15 protein-coding genes are annotated in these 19427 nt (G+C 54.4%); 3 read left to right on the forward strand and 12 right to left on the reverse strand.

Going from position 1 to position 19427, the window contains the following annotated elements; all coding sequences use genetic code 11:
* Window positions 1-7 precede the first annotated feature (7 nt).
* The 3 genes from AC1RKG_RS02690 to AC1RKG_RS02700 form a co-directional block, all read right to left on the reverse strand.
* Window positions 8-1363: an MFS transporter gene (locus tag AC1RKG_RS02690; RefSeq protein ID WP_122079419.1), complete on the reverse strand. Its 1356-nt coding sequence runs from the start codon at window positions 1361-1363 to the stop codon at window positions 8-10.
* Window positions 1364-1736: 373 nt separating this feature from the next.
* Window positions 1737-2615 (reverse strand): ATP-grasp fold amidoligase family protein, encoded by an 879-nt coding sequence (locus tag AC1RKG_RS02695; protein ID WP_130015781.1) that lies wholly within the window; start codon window positions 2613-2615, stop codon window positions 1737-1739.
* 45 nt (window positions 2616-2660) lie between these two features.
* Window positions 2661-3971 (reverse strand): lysine N(6)-hydroxylase/L-ornithine N(5)-oxygenase family protein, encoded by a 1311-nt coding sequence (locus AC1RKG_RS02700; protein WP_262255483.1) that lies wholly within the window; start codon window positions 3969-3971, stop codon window positions 2661-2663.
* Window positions 3972-5272: 1301 nt separating this feature from the next.
* On the opposite strand from AC1RKG_RS02700, the gene AC1RKG_RS02705 reads away from it, so the two are divergent.
* Both AC1RKG_RS02705 and AC1RKG_RS02710 read left to right on the forward strand, forming a co-directional pair.
* Window positions 5273-5902, forward strand: coding sequence for a TetR/AcrR family transcriptional regulator (locus AC1RKG_RS02705; protein WP_122079422.1), 630 nt, complete (start codon window positions 5273-5275; stop codon window positions 5900-5902).
* Window positions 5903-5925: 23 nt separating this feature from the next.
* Window positions 5926-6759 carry an IclR family transcriptional regulator domain-containing protein gene (locus AC1RKG_RS02710; RefSeq protein WP_128865237.1) on the forward strand — a complete coding sequence of 278 codons (834 nt, stop codon included), beginning with the start codon at window positions 5926-5928 and terminating at the stop codon, window positions 6757-6759.
* On the opposite strand, the gene dsdA is transcribed toward AC1RKG_RS02710, so the two are convergent.
* The 4 genes from dsdA to AC1RKG_RS02730 form a co-directional block, all read right to left on the reverse strand.
* On the reverse strand, window positions 6756-8093 hold the full coding sequence (dsdA, locus tag AC1RKG_RS02715; RefSeq protein WP_198639650.1) for a D-serine ammonia-lyase: 1338 nt from the start codon (window positions 8091-8093) through the stop codon (window positions 6756-6758). The two genes, AC1RKG_RS02710 and dsdA, sit on opposite strands and share 4 nt — an antisense overlap.
* 210 nt (window positions 8094-8303) lie before the next feature.
* A complete protein-coding gene (locus AC1RKG_RS02720; RefSeq protein WP_410528730.1) occupies window positions 8304-8774 on the reverse strand; it encodes a VOC family protein in 471 nt (156 codons plus the stop codon).
* A gap of 14 nt (window positions 8775-8788) precedes the next feature.
* The gene (locus tag AC1RKG_RS02725; RefSeq protein WP_217331289.1) at window positions 8789-9142 is read right to left on the reverse strand and encodes a DUF1428 domain-containing protein; all 354 of its coding nucleotides are present in this window, start codon (window positions 9140-9142) and stop codon (window positions 8789-8791) included.
* A 113-nt stretch (window positions 9143-9255) separates the two neighbouring features.
* Window positions 9256-10698 (reverse strand): sensor domain-containing diguanylate cyclase, encoded by a 1443-nt coding sequence (locus tag AC1RKG_RS02730; protein WP_048758821.1) that lies wholly within the window; start codon window positions 10696-10698, stop codon window positions 9256-9258.
* Window positions 10699-11193: 495 nt separating this feature from the next.
* On the opposite strand from AC1RKG_RS02730, the gene AC1RKG_RS02735 reads away from it, so the two are divergent.
* Window positions 11194-13230 (forward strand): TonB-dependent siderophore receptor, encoded by a 2037-nt coding sequence (locus AC1RKG_RS02735; RefSeq protein ID WP_261137991.1) that lies wholly within the window; start codon window positions 11194-11196, stop codon window positions 13228-13230.
* 55 nt (window positions 13231-13285) lie between these two features.
* Here the strand turns inward: AC1RKG_RS02735 and AC1RKG_RS02740 are convergent, their stop codons facing one another.
* The 5 genes from AC1RKG_RS02740 to AC1RKG_RS02760 form a co-directional block, all read right to left on the reverse strand.
* Window positions 13286-14980 carry a glycoside hydrolase family 13 protein gene (locus tag AC1RKG_RS02740; RefSeq protein ID WP_493181953.1) on the reverse strand — a complete coding sequence of 565 codons (1695 nt, stop codon included), beginning with the start codon at window positions 14978-14980 and terminating at the stop codon, window positions 13286-13288.
* A 20-nt stretch (window positions 14981-15000) separates the two neighbouring features.
* Entirely contained in the window at window positions 15001-16116 is a 1116-nt protein-coding gene (locus AC1RKG_RS02745; RefSeq protein WP_493181955.1) for an ABC transporter ATP-binding protein, read from the reverse strand.
* 64 nt (window positions 16117-16180) lie between these two features.
* Window positions 16181-17542: a family 4 glycosyl hydrolase gene (locus tag AC1RKG_RS02750; protein WP_046373481.1), complete on the reverse strand. Its 1362-nt coding sequence runs from the start codon at window positions 17540-17542 to the stop codon at window positions 16181-16183.
* A gap of 32 nt (window positions 17543-17574) precedes the next feature.
* The gene (locus AC1RKG_RS02755) at window positions 17575-18420 is read right to left on the reverse strand and encodes a carbohydrate ABC transporter permease (protein WP_020826988.1); all 846 of its coding nucleotides are present in this window, start codon (window positions 18418-18420) and stop codon (window positions 17575-17577) included.
* A complete protein-coding gene (locus AC1RKG_RS02760; protein WP_020826989.1) occupies window positions 18417-19412 on the reverse strand; it encodes a carbohydrate ABC transporter permease in 996 nt (331 codons plus the stop codon). The genes AC1RKG_RS02755 and AC1RKG_RS02760 overlap by 4 nt, the downstream gene beginning before the upstream one ends.
* Between the last annotated feature and the right edge of the window lie 15 nt (window positions 19413-19427).

Raw genomic sequence — 19427 nt, forward strand, 5'->3', positions numbered from 1 at the left:
TATCTCCTTATAAGGCTTTGTTGAGCGAACCGGGCAATGCCGCCGCTTTGCTGGAAAAGTGTTTGGCTACCAGCGCCAGTGCCGCCACCAGTGCAGGGATCGCCAACAGCGTAAAAATGGTGCTGAACGACAGCTGCATTTGCATCAGTACCCCGCCGCTCATGGCCCCCAGAATGCCGCCGAAGCGTCCCAGCCCCAGCATCCAGGCGACACCGGTCGCCCGTCCCTGGGTGGGATAGAAACCGGCGGCCAGTGCAGGCATCGAAGACTGAGCGCCATTCATGCAGGTTCCTGCGATAAAGACTGTCACGGCCATCAGCAACGGATCGGTGTAGACATAGCCAATCGCGCAGACGAACACTCCGGTCAGCAGATAGCCCACCGCCACCACCTTGTGCGGGTTCATGCGATCCATCAGCCAACCGATGATCAGCACGCCAATACCGCCGCCCAAAGGAAACAGCGCGGTAATCAGCGATGCCTGACGGATAGAAGCCCCGGTTTCACGGATCAGCAGCGGCAACCAACTGGTCAACAGGTAGAAAATCATCAGTCCCATAAAATAAGTCAGGCACAGCATCAGCGTCCCCAACAGATAACGAGGGGAGAAAATCACCCCCAGCGCCGACTTGTTCTTTACCTGCCCGTCTTCACTCAGGCTAAAGTGCAGCGGTTCGGCGAGATTGAGCGGTGCAATACGCTTAAGTACGGCAGCGATACGCTGCGCCGGGTAGCCGCGCACCACCATAAATCGCGCGGACTCCGGCAGCGCGACAATCAACACCACCGCCAGCAGCAGCGGCATTACCCCACCCAGCACCATCACGCTCTGCCAGCCGAAATGCGGGATCAGCCAGGCGGAGACGAAGCCCCCCATCGACGATCCCAGCGGAAAACCGCAGAACATCAGGTTTACCAACAGTGCCCGTTTACGCTCCGGTGCATATTCCGACATTAAAGTGGCTGCGTTCGGCATCGCTGCGCCCAATCCCAGGCCGGTTAAAAAGCGCAACAGCGTCAGCATCGGCAGCGTGGTGGCAAAGGCCGTCAATAAACTGAAGCCGCCGAACAGGATCAGCGACAGTACCAGCACCTTCTTGCGGCCGATACGATCCGCCAGCGGTCCGGCGGTAAGCGCGCCAACCGCCAGGCCGACCAAGGCGGCACTCATTACCGGCCCCAGCGAGGTTTTCTCAATCCCCCAGTCCTGTACCAGTGAGGTAGCGATAAAACCGATGATTGCGGTGTCGAAACCGTCCAACGCCACGGTCAAAAAGCACAGAACCAGGATCAACCACTGGTAACGTGAGAAAGGGTTTTCATTGATAAACGACTGAATTTCTAACGTGTTTGGCTGGGACATAGAGCGTTTCCTGGGTTGGTCTGGCGAAATAAACCCTGCGGATACGACCAGGCGTTCCCCTGGCAAAGCCGCTAATTGTGCGATTATCGAAACTTGGTTCGTTAATCGCCTAATTATCAAAGCATCGGCGGCTATAAGTTTCAATATTGTTAAATCAATTAGCGTGCGATAACCGAACGAGAAAAGAGGGACATTCACATAACCAGATTAGTTTCAGAAAGATACGTCGCATTCACGTAAGGCGATGGAGCATGGATTCTGTGAGCCGATTAACATTGAAGAAACAAGACTGGCTGCGCACCAATAAAAACACCCTGCGGGGCCACAGGGTGTCGGGGGGACTTCTCTTGCGGGCTATTGAACACACACGCGGTTATTTCAGTTTAAGCATCTCCCCAAGCAGAATATCCGTGGGTTCGAGGATATCCGTATCAATCCCGGCTGAGGGTGTGAAGGTCAACTCGCCAAAGATGACTTTGCCATTGGAGATATAGAAATCGACACGGACAAACTCAAACGGCGCCGAGAGCTTTCTGGCGTAGTCAAAAAGGTCATCGTAACCTTCCGGCTTAACAAAAGCCGCAATCTCTTCTGGGCCTAGGGCCAGACAGTCTTGGCTGTAGCACAGAAACTTGAAGTCCTTATCGAAAAAGTAATATTTCGGCATGCCCTTGTCCCTGCCGACACAAAGTAACGTGCAGTATGGAACGCCATTGAAGCAGTATATTTTGTAGTCTTCGGGGCCATGACCGCCCGCTGACTCTATATACTTCTCACCGATTATCTTTTTATTGATTTTCTTGTAGTTTAATTCCGCGTAGACCTTCCAATAGTCCTCCCGCATCCAGTTATCTATGATTTTAGAGGCGCGCCCGATGTCCAGCTTGCTTTTATCCTGGCAAATCAGGTTGTAACCGGAGCCATGGTTGCCTTTGATGACAAACTTGTCGGGCAAAGAATCCCAAGGGATCTCATCGACCGAGTCGCAGGCGAAGTACAGCTCATTGAGAATCTCTTCGCATCCCTGCGCCTTCAAATACTCGCGCACGGCGTATTTGTCCGCACACTGCGTGACCAGCGCATTTTTGCTGTAACCGTTCAGTTTGAGGTAGTTGATTTTTTCGTTCCACGTCACCGGCGGATTAAGGTTTAATTTTTTTCCAAATGCCTTTTTATAGATAAATTTCGTCTTGAACGTCGGCGTAAATGTCGCCAGTTGATTCATGATAAATTTATTAATGTTTTTTCTCATACGCCCTGTCTCATCATTATGACGAAAATATTAAAACGGTGACGGTTAGACACCAAAGGAAGCTGAAGCGGTGGCTTTTTCTTGCTCACTGCGCCACTGGATCATCGCCGGGGTGGTGCTTAAATCAAACTGGTTGCGGCCTAAGGCGCGATTGAGAATGCAGGCCGAACGCCAAGCCATCAGGCTCAGTTGGGGATCGGCAATGCCGTGGTGGTGCATGCTGGCGTTGACGGCAAACAAACAGTTCCCCTCGGCTCCTGGTCGTGCCAGGGTAAAATCAGAGGCAATGCGGTATTGTCCATCAGCGGTGGTTGATAAAACGCCGGCCAGGGAGTCAAGAAAAGCCGGGCGTGCCTGTTGATAGCCGGTCGCAAAAATCACCACGTCGGCGTCAAAGGTTTCCCGACCGTGATCAAGGTGATGCTGCGTCTCCAACCGATAGGCATTGTCTTTGGTGCTGAGGGCGGTCACTGAACGGCTGGGCAACAGTTGGACCCAGCGCTTCTCACGGAGCACATCGAAGCGATGATACATGGCGCGATAAATCGCCAACAGAGACTCGCTGGTAATGCCATCAGAGGTCATTTTTTGCTCGTGCAGCATGTGCCGTTTGGCCTCATTGCCCAGCGTGCAGAACTTCTCGACATACTCAGGCGTAAAATACTCGTTAGCAAATGCCGCTTCATCCAGAGCGTTGTAGTTGTTGCGCCGGGACAGCCAACTCAGGTGTTCTGGCTGACCCCATTCCCCTTTAAAAATGTTCAGGAACAGATCGGCACCGCTTTGCCCCCCGCCCACGATGGCCACGCGTTTTCCGGTAAGATTCGGCTGGCGCAGCATCATTTCGCTGGCGTGGAAGCATTGATCATTTTGCTGCGTCACGCAGTCAGGCAGTTTGATCTGCTTGCCAATCCCCACGCACAGGTGTTTGGCGTAGAGCACATCATTCTGGGTGGTGACGACAAAGTGTCGTTGCTGGTCATCAAACGCCACATGCTGGACTTCCTGATTGAATGCCAGTGAGTCCAAACCCGTTGCCGCCCAGTTCAGGTAGTCGGCGAACTCTTCACGCGACGCAGTGCGTTGCTCGGTAGTCAGGAAGCGGTAGAACTTTTTCCGCTTCACCAGATAATTGAGAAAACTATAAGGGTTGGTAGGGGCAACGGCAGTGACCAGATCCTTTAAAAAATTCGTCTGCATGCTGCTCTCTGCCAGGATCATGCCTGGATGCCAAGAAAAGTGCGGTTTGCGCTCGAGGAATTTGCAACTGAATCCCTCGATTTCGCTAGCAAGCGCAGCAATACTGAGGTTGGACGGACCGATGCCAATACCGATAAAGTCCAAACGCTGGTTCATTGAGTGTGCTCCTGAATAAGTAAAAATATTTACCAGATATATAATATTGGCCCGGTAAAATACCGTAACGAAACTTAACCCCGACATGGGAATGATAGAACTTCTCTTGAACGAGTGTTCCTATCGAAAGTACCCTGCATTATCGCCGTCGAGAATCAGCGCATTAGCCATGACAATAAAAACAACCGAATCACCACGGAAATTTATTTTTCTGGGGTTTTGAGCGCAATATTTCAGCCGGGCATTCTTCCGTGAAAGTAAAAAAACGTTTTACAGCATTATATAAAGAGAGTGTTTTGGGAGAGGCTTTTAAGATAATAAAACCCAATGAATTAACAGAGTAATTCATAACATATCCCTATGTTAATCTGCATACCACGCATGGCATCTTCCTTGATCAGACATTGCCAAATGAGAGTAGCGCCAAAGTTGCACTCTGGCATGTGAAAAAAAATAATATTGAAGTCAAAACCCGCGTTGTTAATGTAAAATTAAAAGTGAAATCGTAAAAAATGCTAAAATTTCACCTTGGTTTAGCTACCGTTGCAGGTGGGCTTTATCAAGTGAAACCCGTGTCAAAGCGGCTCTGGGCCTGATGTTCCCGTTTACCGAGCATACCAAATGGAGCAAGTCAGCCTGAGCCAGGACATTACGCTGGCTTTTGCAACCCTCCGGCTTTTTTTGTCTGTCTGGCTTCAATATTTCACCTGCTATTGTGCCATTAACCGCGGATACCCAATTCGACTTGCCGATAATATCCTTGCTTTGGCATCAATGAAGACACTTCCGACATTGAAGTTTCTTGCCCTCTCCTCCACTTTGTTCAGATCGCTTCCTTCTTAATCATCTTCATAACAATGAATATCAAAACCGTAGGAGGCTAGAAAAGACAGTGAAAACGAGCATCAATACAAATCACCGTCAGCGGCGGGTGGCTTACTTTTTCTCCTCTGAATTAAGATTTTTATGCAAAAATCTCATATCTAAAGAATTAATCAGCTCGCCCACGCGGCGGAAATTAAAAATTAACGCCAAGCTTTTGCTTTTCCTTTTCGGTACGTTACTTAACCTCCCCTATTCCATGTTCTGTTGCCTAAACTTTAAAAATCCATAGGGGATATATCATCACATACAGATATAATCCCGATGCGCCATTATTATTACTGCGTAATCTGACGGTGGTTCAACATGATGAGCTTCGCAAAGCGCTAACGCGCCAGATTGTATTGCCGGCGAACCCCGGTTAATCTTAACCGGTGCCCTCCAAAAGATAAGTGACTGATGTTTTGAAGAATGACGAGATGCCCGCCACCAAGCGCAAAAATGACCCCGTTGGCCTGAAACAGCGCATTTTCGCTGCGGCGCTGAGCGAGTTTGCTGAAGCCGGCCTTAAAGGCGGTCGTATGGAGAACATCGCCGAGCATGCGGCCACCACCAAACGTATGGTGGTATATCATTTCAAGAATAAGGAGTCACTCTACATAGAGGTGTTGGAGCATGTCTATCAGCATATCCGCGCGCATGAATCGGGCCTGGATCTGCACGCATTGCCCCCGGTTGAAGCCATGGCCCGTCTGGCAGAGGAAAGCTTCAATTACCATGCTGAGCATCCTGACTTCATCCGCGTTATCTGTATGGAGAACATGATGCGCGGCCAGTACATTCGCCAGTCGCTCCGCATCAAGGCGCTGAATCAAAGCGCACTGACCTTGCTTGAGGATATTTTGCAGCGAGGTAAACAAGCGCAACTGTTTATTGCGGACGTCAGCGCTACAGATGTGCACCGTTTGATCAGCAGCCTGTGTTTCCACTATGTGGCCAACCGGTATACCTTCAATACGCTGTTCGAAAGCCATGAAGCTGCTGAAGATCAGGTGATCCGTAATCGTCGATTGACCGTCATGGCAACGCTGCGCTATGTAACACTGTAAGTGCCAACCAGGGAGCCTGTGTGATGACCAAAACCGCTGGCGGAGAAGAAATTTCCGCACCTGATGCTTTACTGTCCCCTGCCAGTGGCGATCCTTTCAAGGGCGATCCCAATTTTATGGCGTCGCTGGCGCGCGGTCTTGAGGTGATCCAGGCTTTTACCCCGCAGCGCCGCCTGATGTCCATTTCCCAAATCAGCCAGAAAACCGGTATTCCGCGCGCGGCGGTGCGCCGCTGCCTGTATACGCTTAACAAATTAGGCTTCGTCTACGCGCAGGACGGCAAGAATTTTGAGCTGCGTCCGCGCATTCTGACGCTGGCCCACGCCTATCTTGGCGCCACACCGCTGGCTAAAGCCACCCAGCCGGTGCTGAAACACATCAGCCAGTTGTTGAATGAGTCCTGCTCCATCGCCACGTTGGACGGCGACAATATTCTGTATATCGCTCGCGCCTCTGCCGAGCGCATTATGACAATTGATCTGAACATAGGCAGTCGCCTACCGGCATTTGCCACCTCAATGGGCCGCGTGCTATTAAGCCATTTGCCACCCGATAAGCTTGATGATTACCTGCAGCGCATCAGCCTGGTGCGCTATACGCAATATACTATCGGTTCGATCGACAAACTGCGCGACGAACTGGATAAGGTTCGCGCGCAGGGTTATGCGATAAACGATCAAGAACTGGAGATTGGTCTGCGTTCAATTGCCGTGCCAATCGCCTCGATGGATGGGCGGGTCACCGCCGCATTAAACGTGGGTGTGCAGGCCGGTCATGTCGCGCTAAGCGAGCTGACCGACCGCATCTTGCCGATCCTGTTGGAAGGCGCGCAGGAGCTTTCGTTACTGAGCCATTAAAGGGATTGCTGAGCCGCAGCCAAATATTTCGCCATCTCCGCTTCCGGCACCATGCCGCCGCCGGTTGCCCACACCAGGTGGGTAGCATGGTTCATCTGCTCCTCATTCAACCCCTGGCTCGCCAACCACTCCGCATCGGCCGCTACGCGCCATGGCCCTGGCATACCCGCCAGCGCTGAGGGTTCGAGCCGGATATGTTCATGTCGATCCAACAGGCCTAACAGCGCAAACATCTCAGCATCGCTCAGGGTATAGAACCCCGCAAGCAGACGTTCCATCGCACGGCCGACAAAACCGGAGGCGCGCCCCACCGCCAATCCATCCGCGGCAGTCTGGTTGTCGATACCCAGATCCTGGACCGAGATACCGTCGTGCAGCCCGGTATGCACACCAAGCAGCATGCAAGGCGAATGTGTCGGCTCGGCAAAGATACAGCGTACGTGGTCGCCGAAGGCCAGTTTCAAGCCAAATGCCACTCCGCCAGGACCGCCGCCGACGCCACAGGGCAGATAAACAAACAAAGGATGCTGAGCATCGACCCGAATGCCGCTCTCGGCAAACTGGCGTTTCAGCCGCCCACCGGCCACGGCATAGCCCAGGAACAGCGTTTGCGAATTTTCGTCATCGATGAAGAAGCAGCGTGGATCGCTCGCCGCCTGCAAACGACCCTGTTCAACGGCGACCCCATAATCTTGTTCATATTCCACCACGTTGACGCCGTTATCGCGCAGCTTTTGCTTTTTCCATTCGCGGGCATCCGCCGACATGTGCACGCTGACGCTAAAGCCGAGGCGAGCGCTGATAATGCCGATCGACATCCCGAGGTTGCCTGTCGACCCTACGGCAATGCGATAACCGCCGAAAAACTCGCGGAACTCCGGCGAAAACAGCTTGGCGTAGTCATCCGTCAACTGCAGCAGCCCGGCTTTCAGAGCCAGCTTTTCCGCATGCGCCAGCACCTCGTAAATACCCCCGCGAGCCTTGATCGAACCGGAGATTGGCAGATGGCTGTCTTTTTTAAGCAGTAACCGCCCGCCCAGCGTCAGGCCATAGCGTTGATTCAATGCCGTTTGCATCGCAGGCAGAGCGACAACCTCAGACTCGATTACCCCTTTAGTGGCTTGAGTTTCGGGGAAGGCTACGCTCAGGTAAGGCGCAAAACGCGCCAGCCGCTGTTCTGCCTCAGCGACGTCTTCAGCGCCCAGCCCGACGTGGGGCAGCCCGACCTGCAAAGTCGTCGCTTGCGGATTGAACCAGGTCACCGGCTTAAGGTCGATCAGCTCCTGCACCAGCGGGAATTGCGTCACTAATTGCTGAATCTGTGTCTTTTCCATTGTTTTTCTCTGCGCTGCAAAAAGGTTAGCCCTAGAGTGCAGCGATTCGCCTGAGCTGACAAATGATAAAAAATCAGCCTTAGATGAGCAGTATTGATGCAATAAGGTGATTTACGTCAATTTATAAACTTTTGGTAGGTTTTGAATGACAGGCAATCATCTAAAACGCCCCGCAGGCGTACCTTCTGCGGGGCATTTGCCAAGGCCATATTACTTACGAGCCGCCGCTTCCAGCCCGGCGATATCCAGCTTGACCATCCGTAGCATCGCTTCGGTGACCCTTTTCACCTTCAGGCTATCGGGGTCAGCCATCAGCTCCGTCAGCCGTTTGGGCACAATCTGCCAGCTCAATCCCCAGCGGTCGCGCAGCCAACCGCACTGTTCAACGCTGCCACCGTCGCTCAGGGCTTCCCACAGCCGATCCACTTCCGCCTGATCCGCACACTCGACCATGATGGAAAAGCTGTGATTGAACGGATCCAGGGGCCCGGCTTCAATCGCCGCATAGCGCTGGTCGCCGAGAATAAAAGTCGCCAGTTTGACGCTGCCAGCCGGGCCGCTGGGGGTATCGGCGGGCAAGCTAGAATGCCAGGTCAGGGAGGAGCCGGGGATCAAATCTATGTAGCACCGTAGCGCGGCATCCATATCTTTTTCAAACCATAAGTGTTGGGTGATTTTCACGATATCCCCCTCCGCTACTGATCCAGGATCGGTTCGAAACCGCCGAAAATCATGCGTTTGCCGTCAAAGGGCATTTGGTCACCCAAGGCTTTCATGCGCGGATCGGCCATCATCTTCTGGTTGGCATCGTCACGCACCGCCTTGGAGGGGTACTCAATCCAGCTGAACACCACCACTTCATCGGTTTCGGCCTTCACCGCACCGCGAAAATCGGTAAGTTTGCCGTCGGGGACATCATTGCCCCAACACTCAACAACGCGTGTGGCACCGAATTCCTTAAACAGAGGAGCTGCCGCAGCAGCCAGTTTTAGATACGCCTCCTTATTGGCGGCCGGCACCGCCACTACAAAGCCATCAACATATTTCATATGAGATTCCTCTTGTCGATTCGACAGTCGGGGTGGCGCCGGCAGAGTTGCCGGTGCCCTCTACCATTTTAGACCCCATTAGTGGGGTCAACCATTCACAGGGCGCAGGGGTTTCAGAGGTCGGTATAAGCGCGGGAGAGTAATTCTGGCGTGGCGACCCGATTGCGGCCGCTGTTTTTAGCTTTGTAAACCGCCAGATCGGCGATTTTCAGCAGGTTGTCCAGGTTTTGGCCTGACCCACCAATGCAGGTAACCATGCCGATACTGACGGTAATTTGCAACGAGGTTCCGGCGGGCATGGTGATGGATTCGATTTCCACACGACGGCGCAGCCGCTCGGCCAGTGACAGTGCGTCCTGCTGCTGGGCTATCGGCGCAACAATGGCAAACTCTTCCCCACCCATGCGACCAAACAGGTCCTGATCGCGTAGATCAGCGGTAATGGCTCGCGTGAAGGACAGCAGCGCCGCGTCACCGCCGGCGTGGCCAAAACGATCGTTGATCGACTTAAAGTAGTCGATATCCAGCATCATGATGCAGACGTGTTCCCCTTTCTGGCTGACCAGCTTGGTACCGCGCTGCATAAACGCGCTGCGGGTTAATACGTGGGTCAATGCATCGTGATTCGCCACATGTTCCAGCCTGCGCAACAATGCATTGCGGGCATAGTTCATGCTGGCAACGGCGATCGGGCCCAACGCCAACAAAGCCACGCCAAGCCGCATCGATACCGTATTCTGCAACAGCTTCATGTCGAGATTGGTCGCAATCAGCCCCATGTCGATGGCGAAATGGCACCACAATACATAGGCCAGCACCGCGATCATGGTGCTGAACAAGGAAAAGGTCATTGCCAGCCACAACAGGATCGGCATCGGGAAAATCACCGCACCGGGGCCGCCGATCAGGACGCTGCAAATGCACGCCACCAGCAGCAGGATTAACACCGCCATTTTTCTACAGATGCTGTACCACTGGCTGCGGCGGAACACCGCCTGGTTAAGGCTATGCAGGTAACCTTTCCAGTCGGTGGGGAAAGTCAGGATAAACGGCATCAGGGTAATGTAATGGGTAAACTCCGAAGACAGCCACAGCGCCATGGCGGGCAGGAATTGGCGGTCGAAAAGCAGCACCGAAGCCCCGGCACCGACTAACCCCGTGGCGGTCGCGCTCGTCAGGCAGATGGCGAACAGAAAAATGCTGGACGAGGTGCGTTCCAGCGTTCTGACCTGCGGCGACAAACGCATAAACAGGAAAAACCCGACCGCGACACCGGTAATGTTGGCGCCATTGAGCAATGCGGCTTTCACGACCGTACTGCCGGTGATCAGATCCGCCGCCATATACCCCAGAATCGCCATCAGCCAACCCCAGGGGCTGGCCAGCGCCGGATAACGCACCAGCAGCGCCAGCAGCACCGCATTGGCCGGCCAAAACGAGGACAGCAGCCCGGTGGGCCGGCTCACAATGCCAAACAGGCACAGGCCGAACACCAGCAGGAATACGATTAATGCGTGCTGTAATTTTGTGGCACCAGGTAACTCAGTGGTGTGCATCTTGCTTCCAGAAGCTTGCAAAAAATACGAAAAATCCTGTCTGCATGACGGCGTCCAACCCGCTGGCCAGCATGCCTGACGTCGCACGCAAAATGTGCTGTCAGACAGATATTATTGCCAGTTTTCACCGGACTGGCATCAGCTAATTGAAAATTTAAAAATATTATTATGTTTCAAGCTGTCACCTCTGCGGCAGCCTGAAGAGCAAGGGTGCGGATATCGCTATCTTGGCGATTAATCTTCAGATAAAAACACCGCCGACCGAATCCAACACGGAACAATGTGGCCAAATTCCCCCACCAGTGCCCGCTTGATAAACATTCACTACACAAATCCTACACATGCAAATTATAATAATAATGATAATCGTTTTTATTTATTAATTTGATATGGAATGGTATGCATCAGGTAGAAAACCCACGTCCGACTAAAACAAAAAAGCATCCGGCGCTTCGTACACTTCCCCTCCTCGTCACCGTTTTACCGGGGCTGGCCATGACCACCGTCTGGGCCGAAGATGACACGCTTACCGTGACCACGCGCTCACTTCCCACTGAGGGTTACAATGCCGACACGGCCTCAACGGGGAGTAAAACAGCCACTCCGCTCAGTGACGTGCCGCAGTCCGTCAGCGTCGTCACGCCTGAGATCATTAACGACTTTCAGGTTAAAAGCGTCAATGATGCGATGAAATTCGTCAGCGGCGTGACTCAAGGTAATACCCTGGGCGGCACGGAGGACGGCTTTGTCAAACGCGGCTTTGGCGTCAACTCTGACGGCTCGGTATTTGTCGACGGTGTCCGCAGCAATCAGGGGTTGAGCATGGATGCCACCACCGATCGCGTTGAGGTGTTGAAAGGCTCTGCCTCTTTGCTGTACGGAATTCTCAATCCCGGCGGCATCATTAATCTAATCAGCAAAAAACCGCAATACGACTGGAATACCCGCATCAGCGGTGCCACCAGCAGCTTTGGTGGCGGCAGTGGTACCCTCGACGTCACCGGCCCTTTAGGAAACGGTTTTGCTTTCCGTTTTATCGCCGAGCGTCAGCATCAGGATTACTGGCGCAATTTTGGCACCAATGAACATACGCTGTTAGCCCCCTCACTCAGTTGGTATGGTGATAAAGCGACCTTCAACATAGCCTACAGTGAGTATAAGTACGATATTCCTTACGATCGCGGCACTGCCTTTATCAATGGCACGCCGGTCGATGTCCCCTATAACCGCAGGCTGGACGACTATGCCAACCACGCCTGGGGCAAAAACAAACGCCTCAATACTCATTATGAGTACGCGCTGGACAGTACCTGGACCACCCGTTTTAACTATGCCTGGATGCAGCGACGCTATGACAGCAACGAAGTGCGCGCCACCGCCATCAACACTACAACCGGTGTGGTTTCACGCCGGGCGGATGCCAACCGCGGCTTCAACCATCAAACCTCTTACTATTCCTGGGACGTAAACGGGTCGCCGGTGGTATTGAGCATGCAGCATGACCTGCTGGTTGGCGTTGACTATGAAAAAAATGAAACGTACAAGGCCTACTCTTACCGCGGCAAGGTGTCGAATACCTTTAATATGTACGATCCGGTCTACGGCGAAACGCCGATAACCAACAGCAGCACTTACAATGATGCGTTAAGTAATCTGCGCAGCCGCTTATATAGCCGCTCGGTCTACGCCAAAGACAGCATTCATTTAACTGACCAGTGGATTGCCGTCCTGGGCGCACGCTACCAGTCGTACTACCAGAACAACAGCAACGGATTCCAAAACCCGCAAAACACACTGAATGACAAAGGCAACAAATTCCTGCCGCAGGCTGGCGTGGTATATAAGTTGACGCCGGGCGTTTCTCTGTACGCCAACTACAGTCAGTCCTTTACCCCCTCGACGGCGGTGGATGACAACGGTAACGTCGCGACGCCTGAAACCGGCACGACCTATGAAATGGGCGGCAAATGGCAAATCACTCCGGCGGTGGATGCCACGCTGGCGCTGTACCGTATAGATGAAGAAAACATGTCGATCTTCATCAACGGCGTGACCCGCAGCATTCCTAAGGCTCGCTCCACCGGCATTGAGCTGGAACTCAACGGTGAAGTGGCCCACGATTGGGATCTTACGGCCAATTACAGTTACGACAAAACCCAGATTGTCGAAGACAACCTCAATCCGGATAACGTCGGTAACCGGTTGGTCAACGCCCCAACCAATATGGGTAGCCTGTACCTCAGCCATCGCATCACTGTGCCGTTAGTGCCTGGTGATGTGCGCCTTGGTGGCGGCGGACGCTATGTCGGACGCCGCGCCGGCGATCCGGAAAACAGTTTTACCATGCCAGCATATACCGTGGCGGATGCGTTTATTGCCTGGGACAGCAAACTGGTGGGTAAACACACCCAGATTAAGCTGAACGTCAAAAACCTGTTCAACCGTGAATATTATGAGTCCAGTGCAGGGAACCTGCGTGTGATCGAGGGCGAACCCCGTAGCCTGAGTTTGCAGGCGACGGTAGATTTCTGATCCTGTCTCCTCGGATGCAGCTGGCTGCATCCGAGGAGAGCGAACACCGCCGGGATTAAATACAGCTGAGATTTTCTTGCCGCTGATAGACTCGAGTTTCATATGGGTGCAACCTTTGCAGCTCACCGCTGTCCTGATAATTCCCTAATGCCAGCTGCCATTCACCCAGCGCTAATACCTGTGAATTTATCCGTTGCGCCTCGTTGCTCAAATTACAAAGCACCAACCTCTGCTGTGTACCCAGGGTGCGGCTATAAGCGTAAATATGCGGATGTTCCGCCAGTTGTAACTGATAGCGACCTTCGATCCACACTGGATCCTGCTTGCGCAGACAGATTAGCGCCCGATAGAAATTCAGTACCGAATCGGCTTCTTCGCGCTGACGCGCCACGTTGATCTGCGGATAGTTGGCATTGACCGCAAACCAGGGCGCGGCTGAGCTGAAACCGGCGTTGGCGCTGTCGTCCCACTGCATTGGCGTGCGCGAGTTATCGCGTCCGCTGCGGCCCAGAAACGCCAGGATCTGCGCCTCGTCCATGCCCTGCTCGCGCAGCTTGGCAAAACGGTTTCTGGCGGCAATATCGTTAAAATCGGCCAGGCTATCGAAGCGGGTATTGGTCATCCCCAACTCCTGCCCCTGATAGATAAACGGTGTTCCCTGCATCAGGAAATACATTGCGGCGATGGCAGTGGCACTTTCGCGCCAATACTGCTTATCGTCGCCCCATTTCGACACCACGCGCGGGATATCGTGGTTTTCAACATACAGAGCATTCCACCCCTTGCCCTCCAGCAGCGTCTGCCAGCGGGTAAAGATGTCTTTCAGGCCCAGCACGTCTGCTCCGGCATGCGGCGAATGCTGGTGGTTGTTTTCCCACAGCTTGACGTGCTCGAACTGGAAGATCATGTTCAAGCGGCCGTGCTGCTCGCCCACCCAGTCTTCACCCTGCTCCGCCGAAGCCCCGTTCATTTCGCCCACCGTCATGATGTCATAGCGATTAAACACCTGTTCGCACAGGTCATCGACATACTCCAGCAGGCCCTCATAGTTCAGATGCCGCTCGAAAGACGGCACGTAACGCAACCCAAGCGGATTGGGCATGTCGGTCAGCCCCGGCTGCTTTTTCATATGGCAGATAGCGTCGATGCGGAAACCGTCAATGCCCTTGTCCAGCCACCAGCGCATCATGTCGTACAGCGCCGCACGCACCTGCGGGTTTTCCCAGTTCAGATCCGGTTGACGCTCCGAGAACAGATGAAGGAAGTATTGCTCGCTGCCGGGGTCATATTTCCAGGCCGAGCCGTTGAAAATGCTCTCCCAGTTGTTGGGTTCCGCGCCATTTTTACCGTCACGCCAGATATACCAATCGCGTTTGGCGCTGGCTTGAGATGATCGGGACTCAATAAACCACGGATGTTCGTCGGACGTGTGGTTAACCACCAGATCGAGTATCAGCCGCATTCCCCGGGCGTGCACTTCGGCCAGCAGGCGGTCAAAGTCATCCATGGTGCCAAATTCGGTCATTATGGCCTGATAATCACTGATATCGTAGCCATTGTCGTCGTTCGGCGAGCGGTACATCGGACAGATCCAAATCACGTCGATACCCAGCCACTGCAAGTAATCCAATTTGGCCGTAATACCATTCAGGTCACCTATACCGTCACCGTTGGAGTCCATAAAGCTGCGCGGGTAGATTTGATACACCACCGCCTGCTTCCACCACTGTACTGTCTGCCCACCGCTCATGGCTGTGCTTCCTTAATAAATTAATGCGCCTGCGCCGAGGACAAAATGCGCTGAAACGCCCGACCTTGACGGTCAAACAGATAACCACACTCTACCGGCAGCCGCACGCCGACGGTATCGCCGGCCTGGATGCGGGAGCGCTCAGGATTGCGCAGCACCCAGGGTTCACCGGCGTTGCCGTTGTCCAGATAAAGGTAGGTCTCATTCCCCATGTGTTCGACAAACATCACCTCGCCCTGAAACTCGCACTCCGCGCGTTCGCCCCCCCGAATATGCTCCGGGCGAATACCGACGTTGACGCTCTGGCCTTCCGCCTCGGTCGGCGTGGCGATCGGCAGTATCAGCGCCTTGCCGTTGTCCAGCTCGACCACGCTTTGCTGCTCACCGGCACGCCGTAGTATCGCCGGGATCAGGTTCATCTTCGGTGAACCGATAAACTGCGCGACAAATTCATTGGCCGGTTGGTCATAGAGTTCCAGTGGTGTGCCGACCTGCTCGACATGACCTTGGTTCAGCACCACGATACGATCTGCCAAGGTCATGGCTTCAACCTGATCGTGGGTAACATAAATGATGGTCGACCCCAGCCGCTTATGCAGCGACGCCACTTCCATACGCATTTGCACCCGCAGTGACGCATCGAGGTTGGACAGCGGTTCGTCGAATAAAAACAGCTTAGGCTCGCGCACGATGGCCCGACCAATCGCCACCCGTTGCCGCTGCCCGCCCGAAAGATCCTTCGGGCGGCGTTCCAATAGCGGCTCGAGCTGCAAAATGCGTGCGCTCTCGCGCACCCGGCTGTCGATTTCAGCCGCGGAATGGCCCGCCAGCTCCAGCGCAAACGCCATGTTTTTATAGACGCTCATATGCGGATAGAGCGCGTAAGACTGGAACACCATGCCAATACCGCGTTCAGCCGGGGTATCGTCGTTAACGTAGTTGCCATCGATATACATGCCGCCGCTGCTGATCTCCTCCAGCCCGGCGATCATCCGCAACAGGGTTGATTTACCGCAGCCGGAAGGCCCGACGATCACCACAAACTCCCCACTGTTGATGTGCAGATCCAGCGATTTAATTACCTCTGCGTTAGCGCCATAGCGTTTTTGCAGTTTTTCAAGCGTAAGTTGCGCCATATTCCCCCCGTTCTCACCCCAGTTGGCAGTCTGCGGGGCGCCAATGTGCGCCCCGCTATCCGGCTTATTTCAGATAATCAAGCCACGGACTCTGGCGTGAGATCATCACGTCGACCAACTCAGGGATCGCACGGCATTTGTCGTTGACCGAATCCACCAGCAGCGCCTGGATCACCAGATCGCGCGAGCCTTCAATCACCGCATCGGCGGTTAAATCGTGAATGGCGATCTGGTTGCTGAGCAGCCCGCCGATACCGGCCGGCATATCCACTTTAATGCCGTGCACGCCTTTGCGATCGATAATCGCCGGCACCTCCACCGCAATAAAGTCCGGCAGCTGTTTGATAAAGCCCAGGTTCGGTATATTGACCGCCGACTCTTCATAGCCGGAATCGGTCAGGATCCCTTCCATGATCGGCACCACGCGCTCTTTCAGCTTCAATTCGATTTTCGGCTGCACGTGCCCCAGGTAATTGCGATAGAAGGTGTAAAAGTCGAGAATGCCGCGATGATCGCTGACCTCGCTGGCCCAGCGGATATACTCGCCAAAGTGGCTGTCGCCGGTGATTGGCAGGTGGTGGAATTTCTCCAGAATCTCCTTGAACAGGGTACGGTCAGCCCAGGGATAAGCGCTGTCTTTGCCGCCCAACGCATCACGCTCAGTGCTGCCTTCGGTCTGCACCAGTTTACCGTGGGTGCGGGTATACGCCAGGATATCGCTGTAGCCCGGCAGGCGGGAGAAATAGTCCGGTGCCTTGGCGCGCACGTCGCCATAGGCATCCTTGCCGCTGTCTTTGTAACTGGCCTCCAACAACACGCTGAAGTGGTTAAGCCCGGCGGCGCGCAGGTTTAGATTCTCGAACGACGTGCCGAGCATTTCCGGTAAATAGCGCTCAAGTGAGGCGATTTCATGACACATGCCGACAAAATTGAGCTGCGGAAAGCGACGATGCACGGTGGTGCAAATGCGGCTCATCGGGTTGGAATAGTTAAATATCCAGGCGTTGGGACAGATGTCGGCAACGTCGGCACAAATGTCGAGGATCGGCGGAATAATCCGCAGCGAGTGGAACAGCCCGCCAGGCCCACCGTTTTCTCCGTATACCTGCTGGATGCCGTATTGCTGCGGGATCTGCCAGTCGAGATCCCACAGTGCGAAACGGTCACCCACTTCGATGGAGATAATCACGAACTCCGCCCCTTTCAGCGCAGTTTTACGATCGGTAGTGGCGCTGACGGTAAACGGCAGATCTTCAGCAGCCAGAAAGTCCCGGGCGGTTTTCTCGGTCACTGCCAGTGCAGACGGATTGATGTCGTGCAGCACAATCTCGCTGCCGTACAGCGTTTTGCTTTGGAAGATATCCCCCAGCGTGCCATAGCCGAATTGCGCACTGCCCGCACCCACTAAAACGATTTTTGTAGCCATTACTTTTCTCCTGCTTCAGGGTTAATCGAAAATCAGCCTTTTACTGCGCCGTTGGTTAATCCGCTGACGATGCGACGCTGGAATATCAGGACCAGTGCGATGATCGGCAGTGTGACAATGACCGAGGCCGCCATGATGGTGCCCCAGGGAAGTTCGAACTGAGAGGCGCCCTGCAGCATGCCGATGGCGACCGGCACGGTGCGCTTGCCGCTGGAAATGACAAACGTCAGGGCGAACATGAATTCATTCCAGGCGCCGATAAAGGCCAGCAGCCCGGTGGTCACCAGTGAGGGCCCCATAATTGGCGCGAAGATGCGGGTGATGATGGTCCAGGTGCCGGCACCGTCGACGATCGCCGCCTCTTCCAGCTCCGCCGGGATCGCCTTCATAAAGGTGGTCAGCACCCAGACGGTAAACGGCAGCGAGAAGGTGGTATAGGACAGCACCAGAGCGCCCAGAGAGTCGTACAGCCCCATAAAACGCACCAACTCAAACATGCCGGACAACACCGCCACCTGCGGGAACATCGAGACGCAAAGAATGGTGAACAGCAGATACTTACGGCCGCGAAAACGGATACGCGCCAGAGCAAAAGCGGCGGTGATCGACACCAGCAGGCAAATGCCTACTGTCAGCGTCGCCACGACAATGGAGTTCAGCAGGCTGCGGGCAATGCCATTTTCCATCAATGCGGTCAGATAATTGCCCCAGTGCAGATTGCCCGGCAGATAAGCAACCTGGAACAGATCCTGCCCGGAACGCAACGAGGTGATCAGCGCGTAGTAGAACGGAAACAGGCAGATCACACTGGCCAAGGCGGCCGCGGCGAAGATCAGCGTTTTATGGCCATATTTCTGCTGTTGGCGGCTCAGTTTCATGCTTGTTTCTCCTTGTCGTTCAGGCGGCCCAGCGTAAGGAAGCAAGCGGCGATCCCCGCCACCATCATAAAGACCAGTACCGATGCGGCAGAGCCGGAGCCCATTTCCTGATAGCTGACCATGCGATCCCGGGCGTAACCGGACACCGATACCGTGGCTTCGCTGTTGGAAGTCAGCACGTAAATCAGATCAAACACCCGTAGCGCATCCATCACCCGGAAAATCAGCGCGACGATCATTGCCGGCATAATCAACGGCAAGGTGATGCGGCGGAACCGTTGCCAGGCATTGGCACCGTCGACGCGGGCGGCCTCATACAGATCGCCGGGGATCAGTTGCAGCGCCGCCAGCAACATCAAGGCCATAAACGGCGTGGTCTTCCACACGTCGGCAATCACCACCGCCCACATTGACAGCCCCGGCTCCGCTACCCAGGCCAAGGGCGTGGCGATAATGCCGGTTTTAAGCAGCAGGTCGTTCACCACGCCGTACTGATCGTGGAACATCCAGCCCCACATTTTGGCGGACACGATGGTCGGAATGGCCCAGGGCACCAAAATGGCGGTGCGCACCAGCCCCTGGCCGCGGAATTTTTGATTCATCAGCAGCGCCAGCAGCATGCCGAACACCAGTTCCAGCGATACCGACAGCAAACTGAAGCGCAGCGTGTTGCCTACCGCCAGCCACCAAAGCGGATCCGCCAACACCCCGTAATGGTGGCCACCCTCGGTCAGATCCAGATAGTTGGCGAAGCCGACAAACCGATAATCGTCCGGCGCGTCCAGCATGGCGTCGGTAAAGCTGTAAAACAGGGTGCGCAGCAGCGGCCAGCCGGCTACCACCGCCAGCAGCAACATCGCCGGCGCCACCAGTAACCAGGCGATGCGGCTGCGCCGCTGCTGGTGATTAAGCTTGCTGCGCCTGGCCGGCAGCACCTGGGCTGACTCATCAGGGGTAGCCGTCAGGGATAAAGCGTGCGTATCGCGTTTCATGCATCAGACTCCGGC

The sequence above is a fragment of the Serratia sp. GW822-FHT06D09 genome (genome assembly GCF_058799515.1).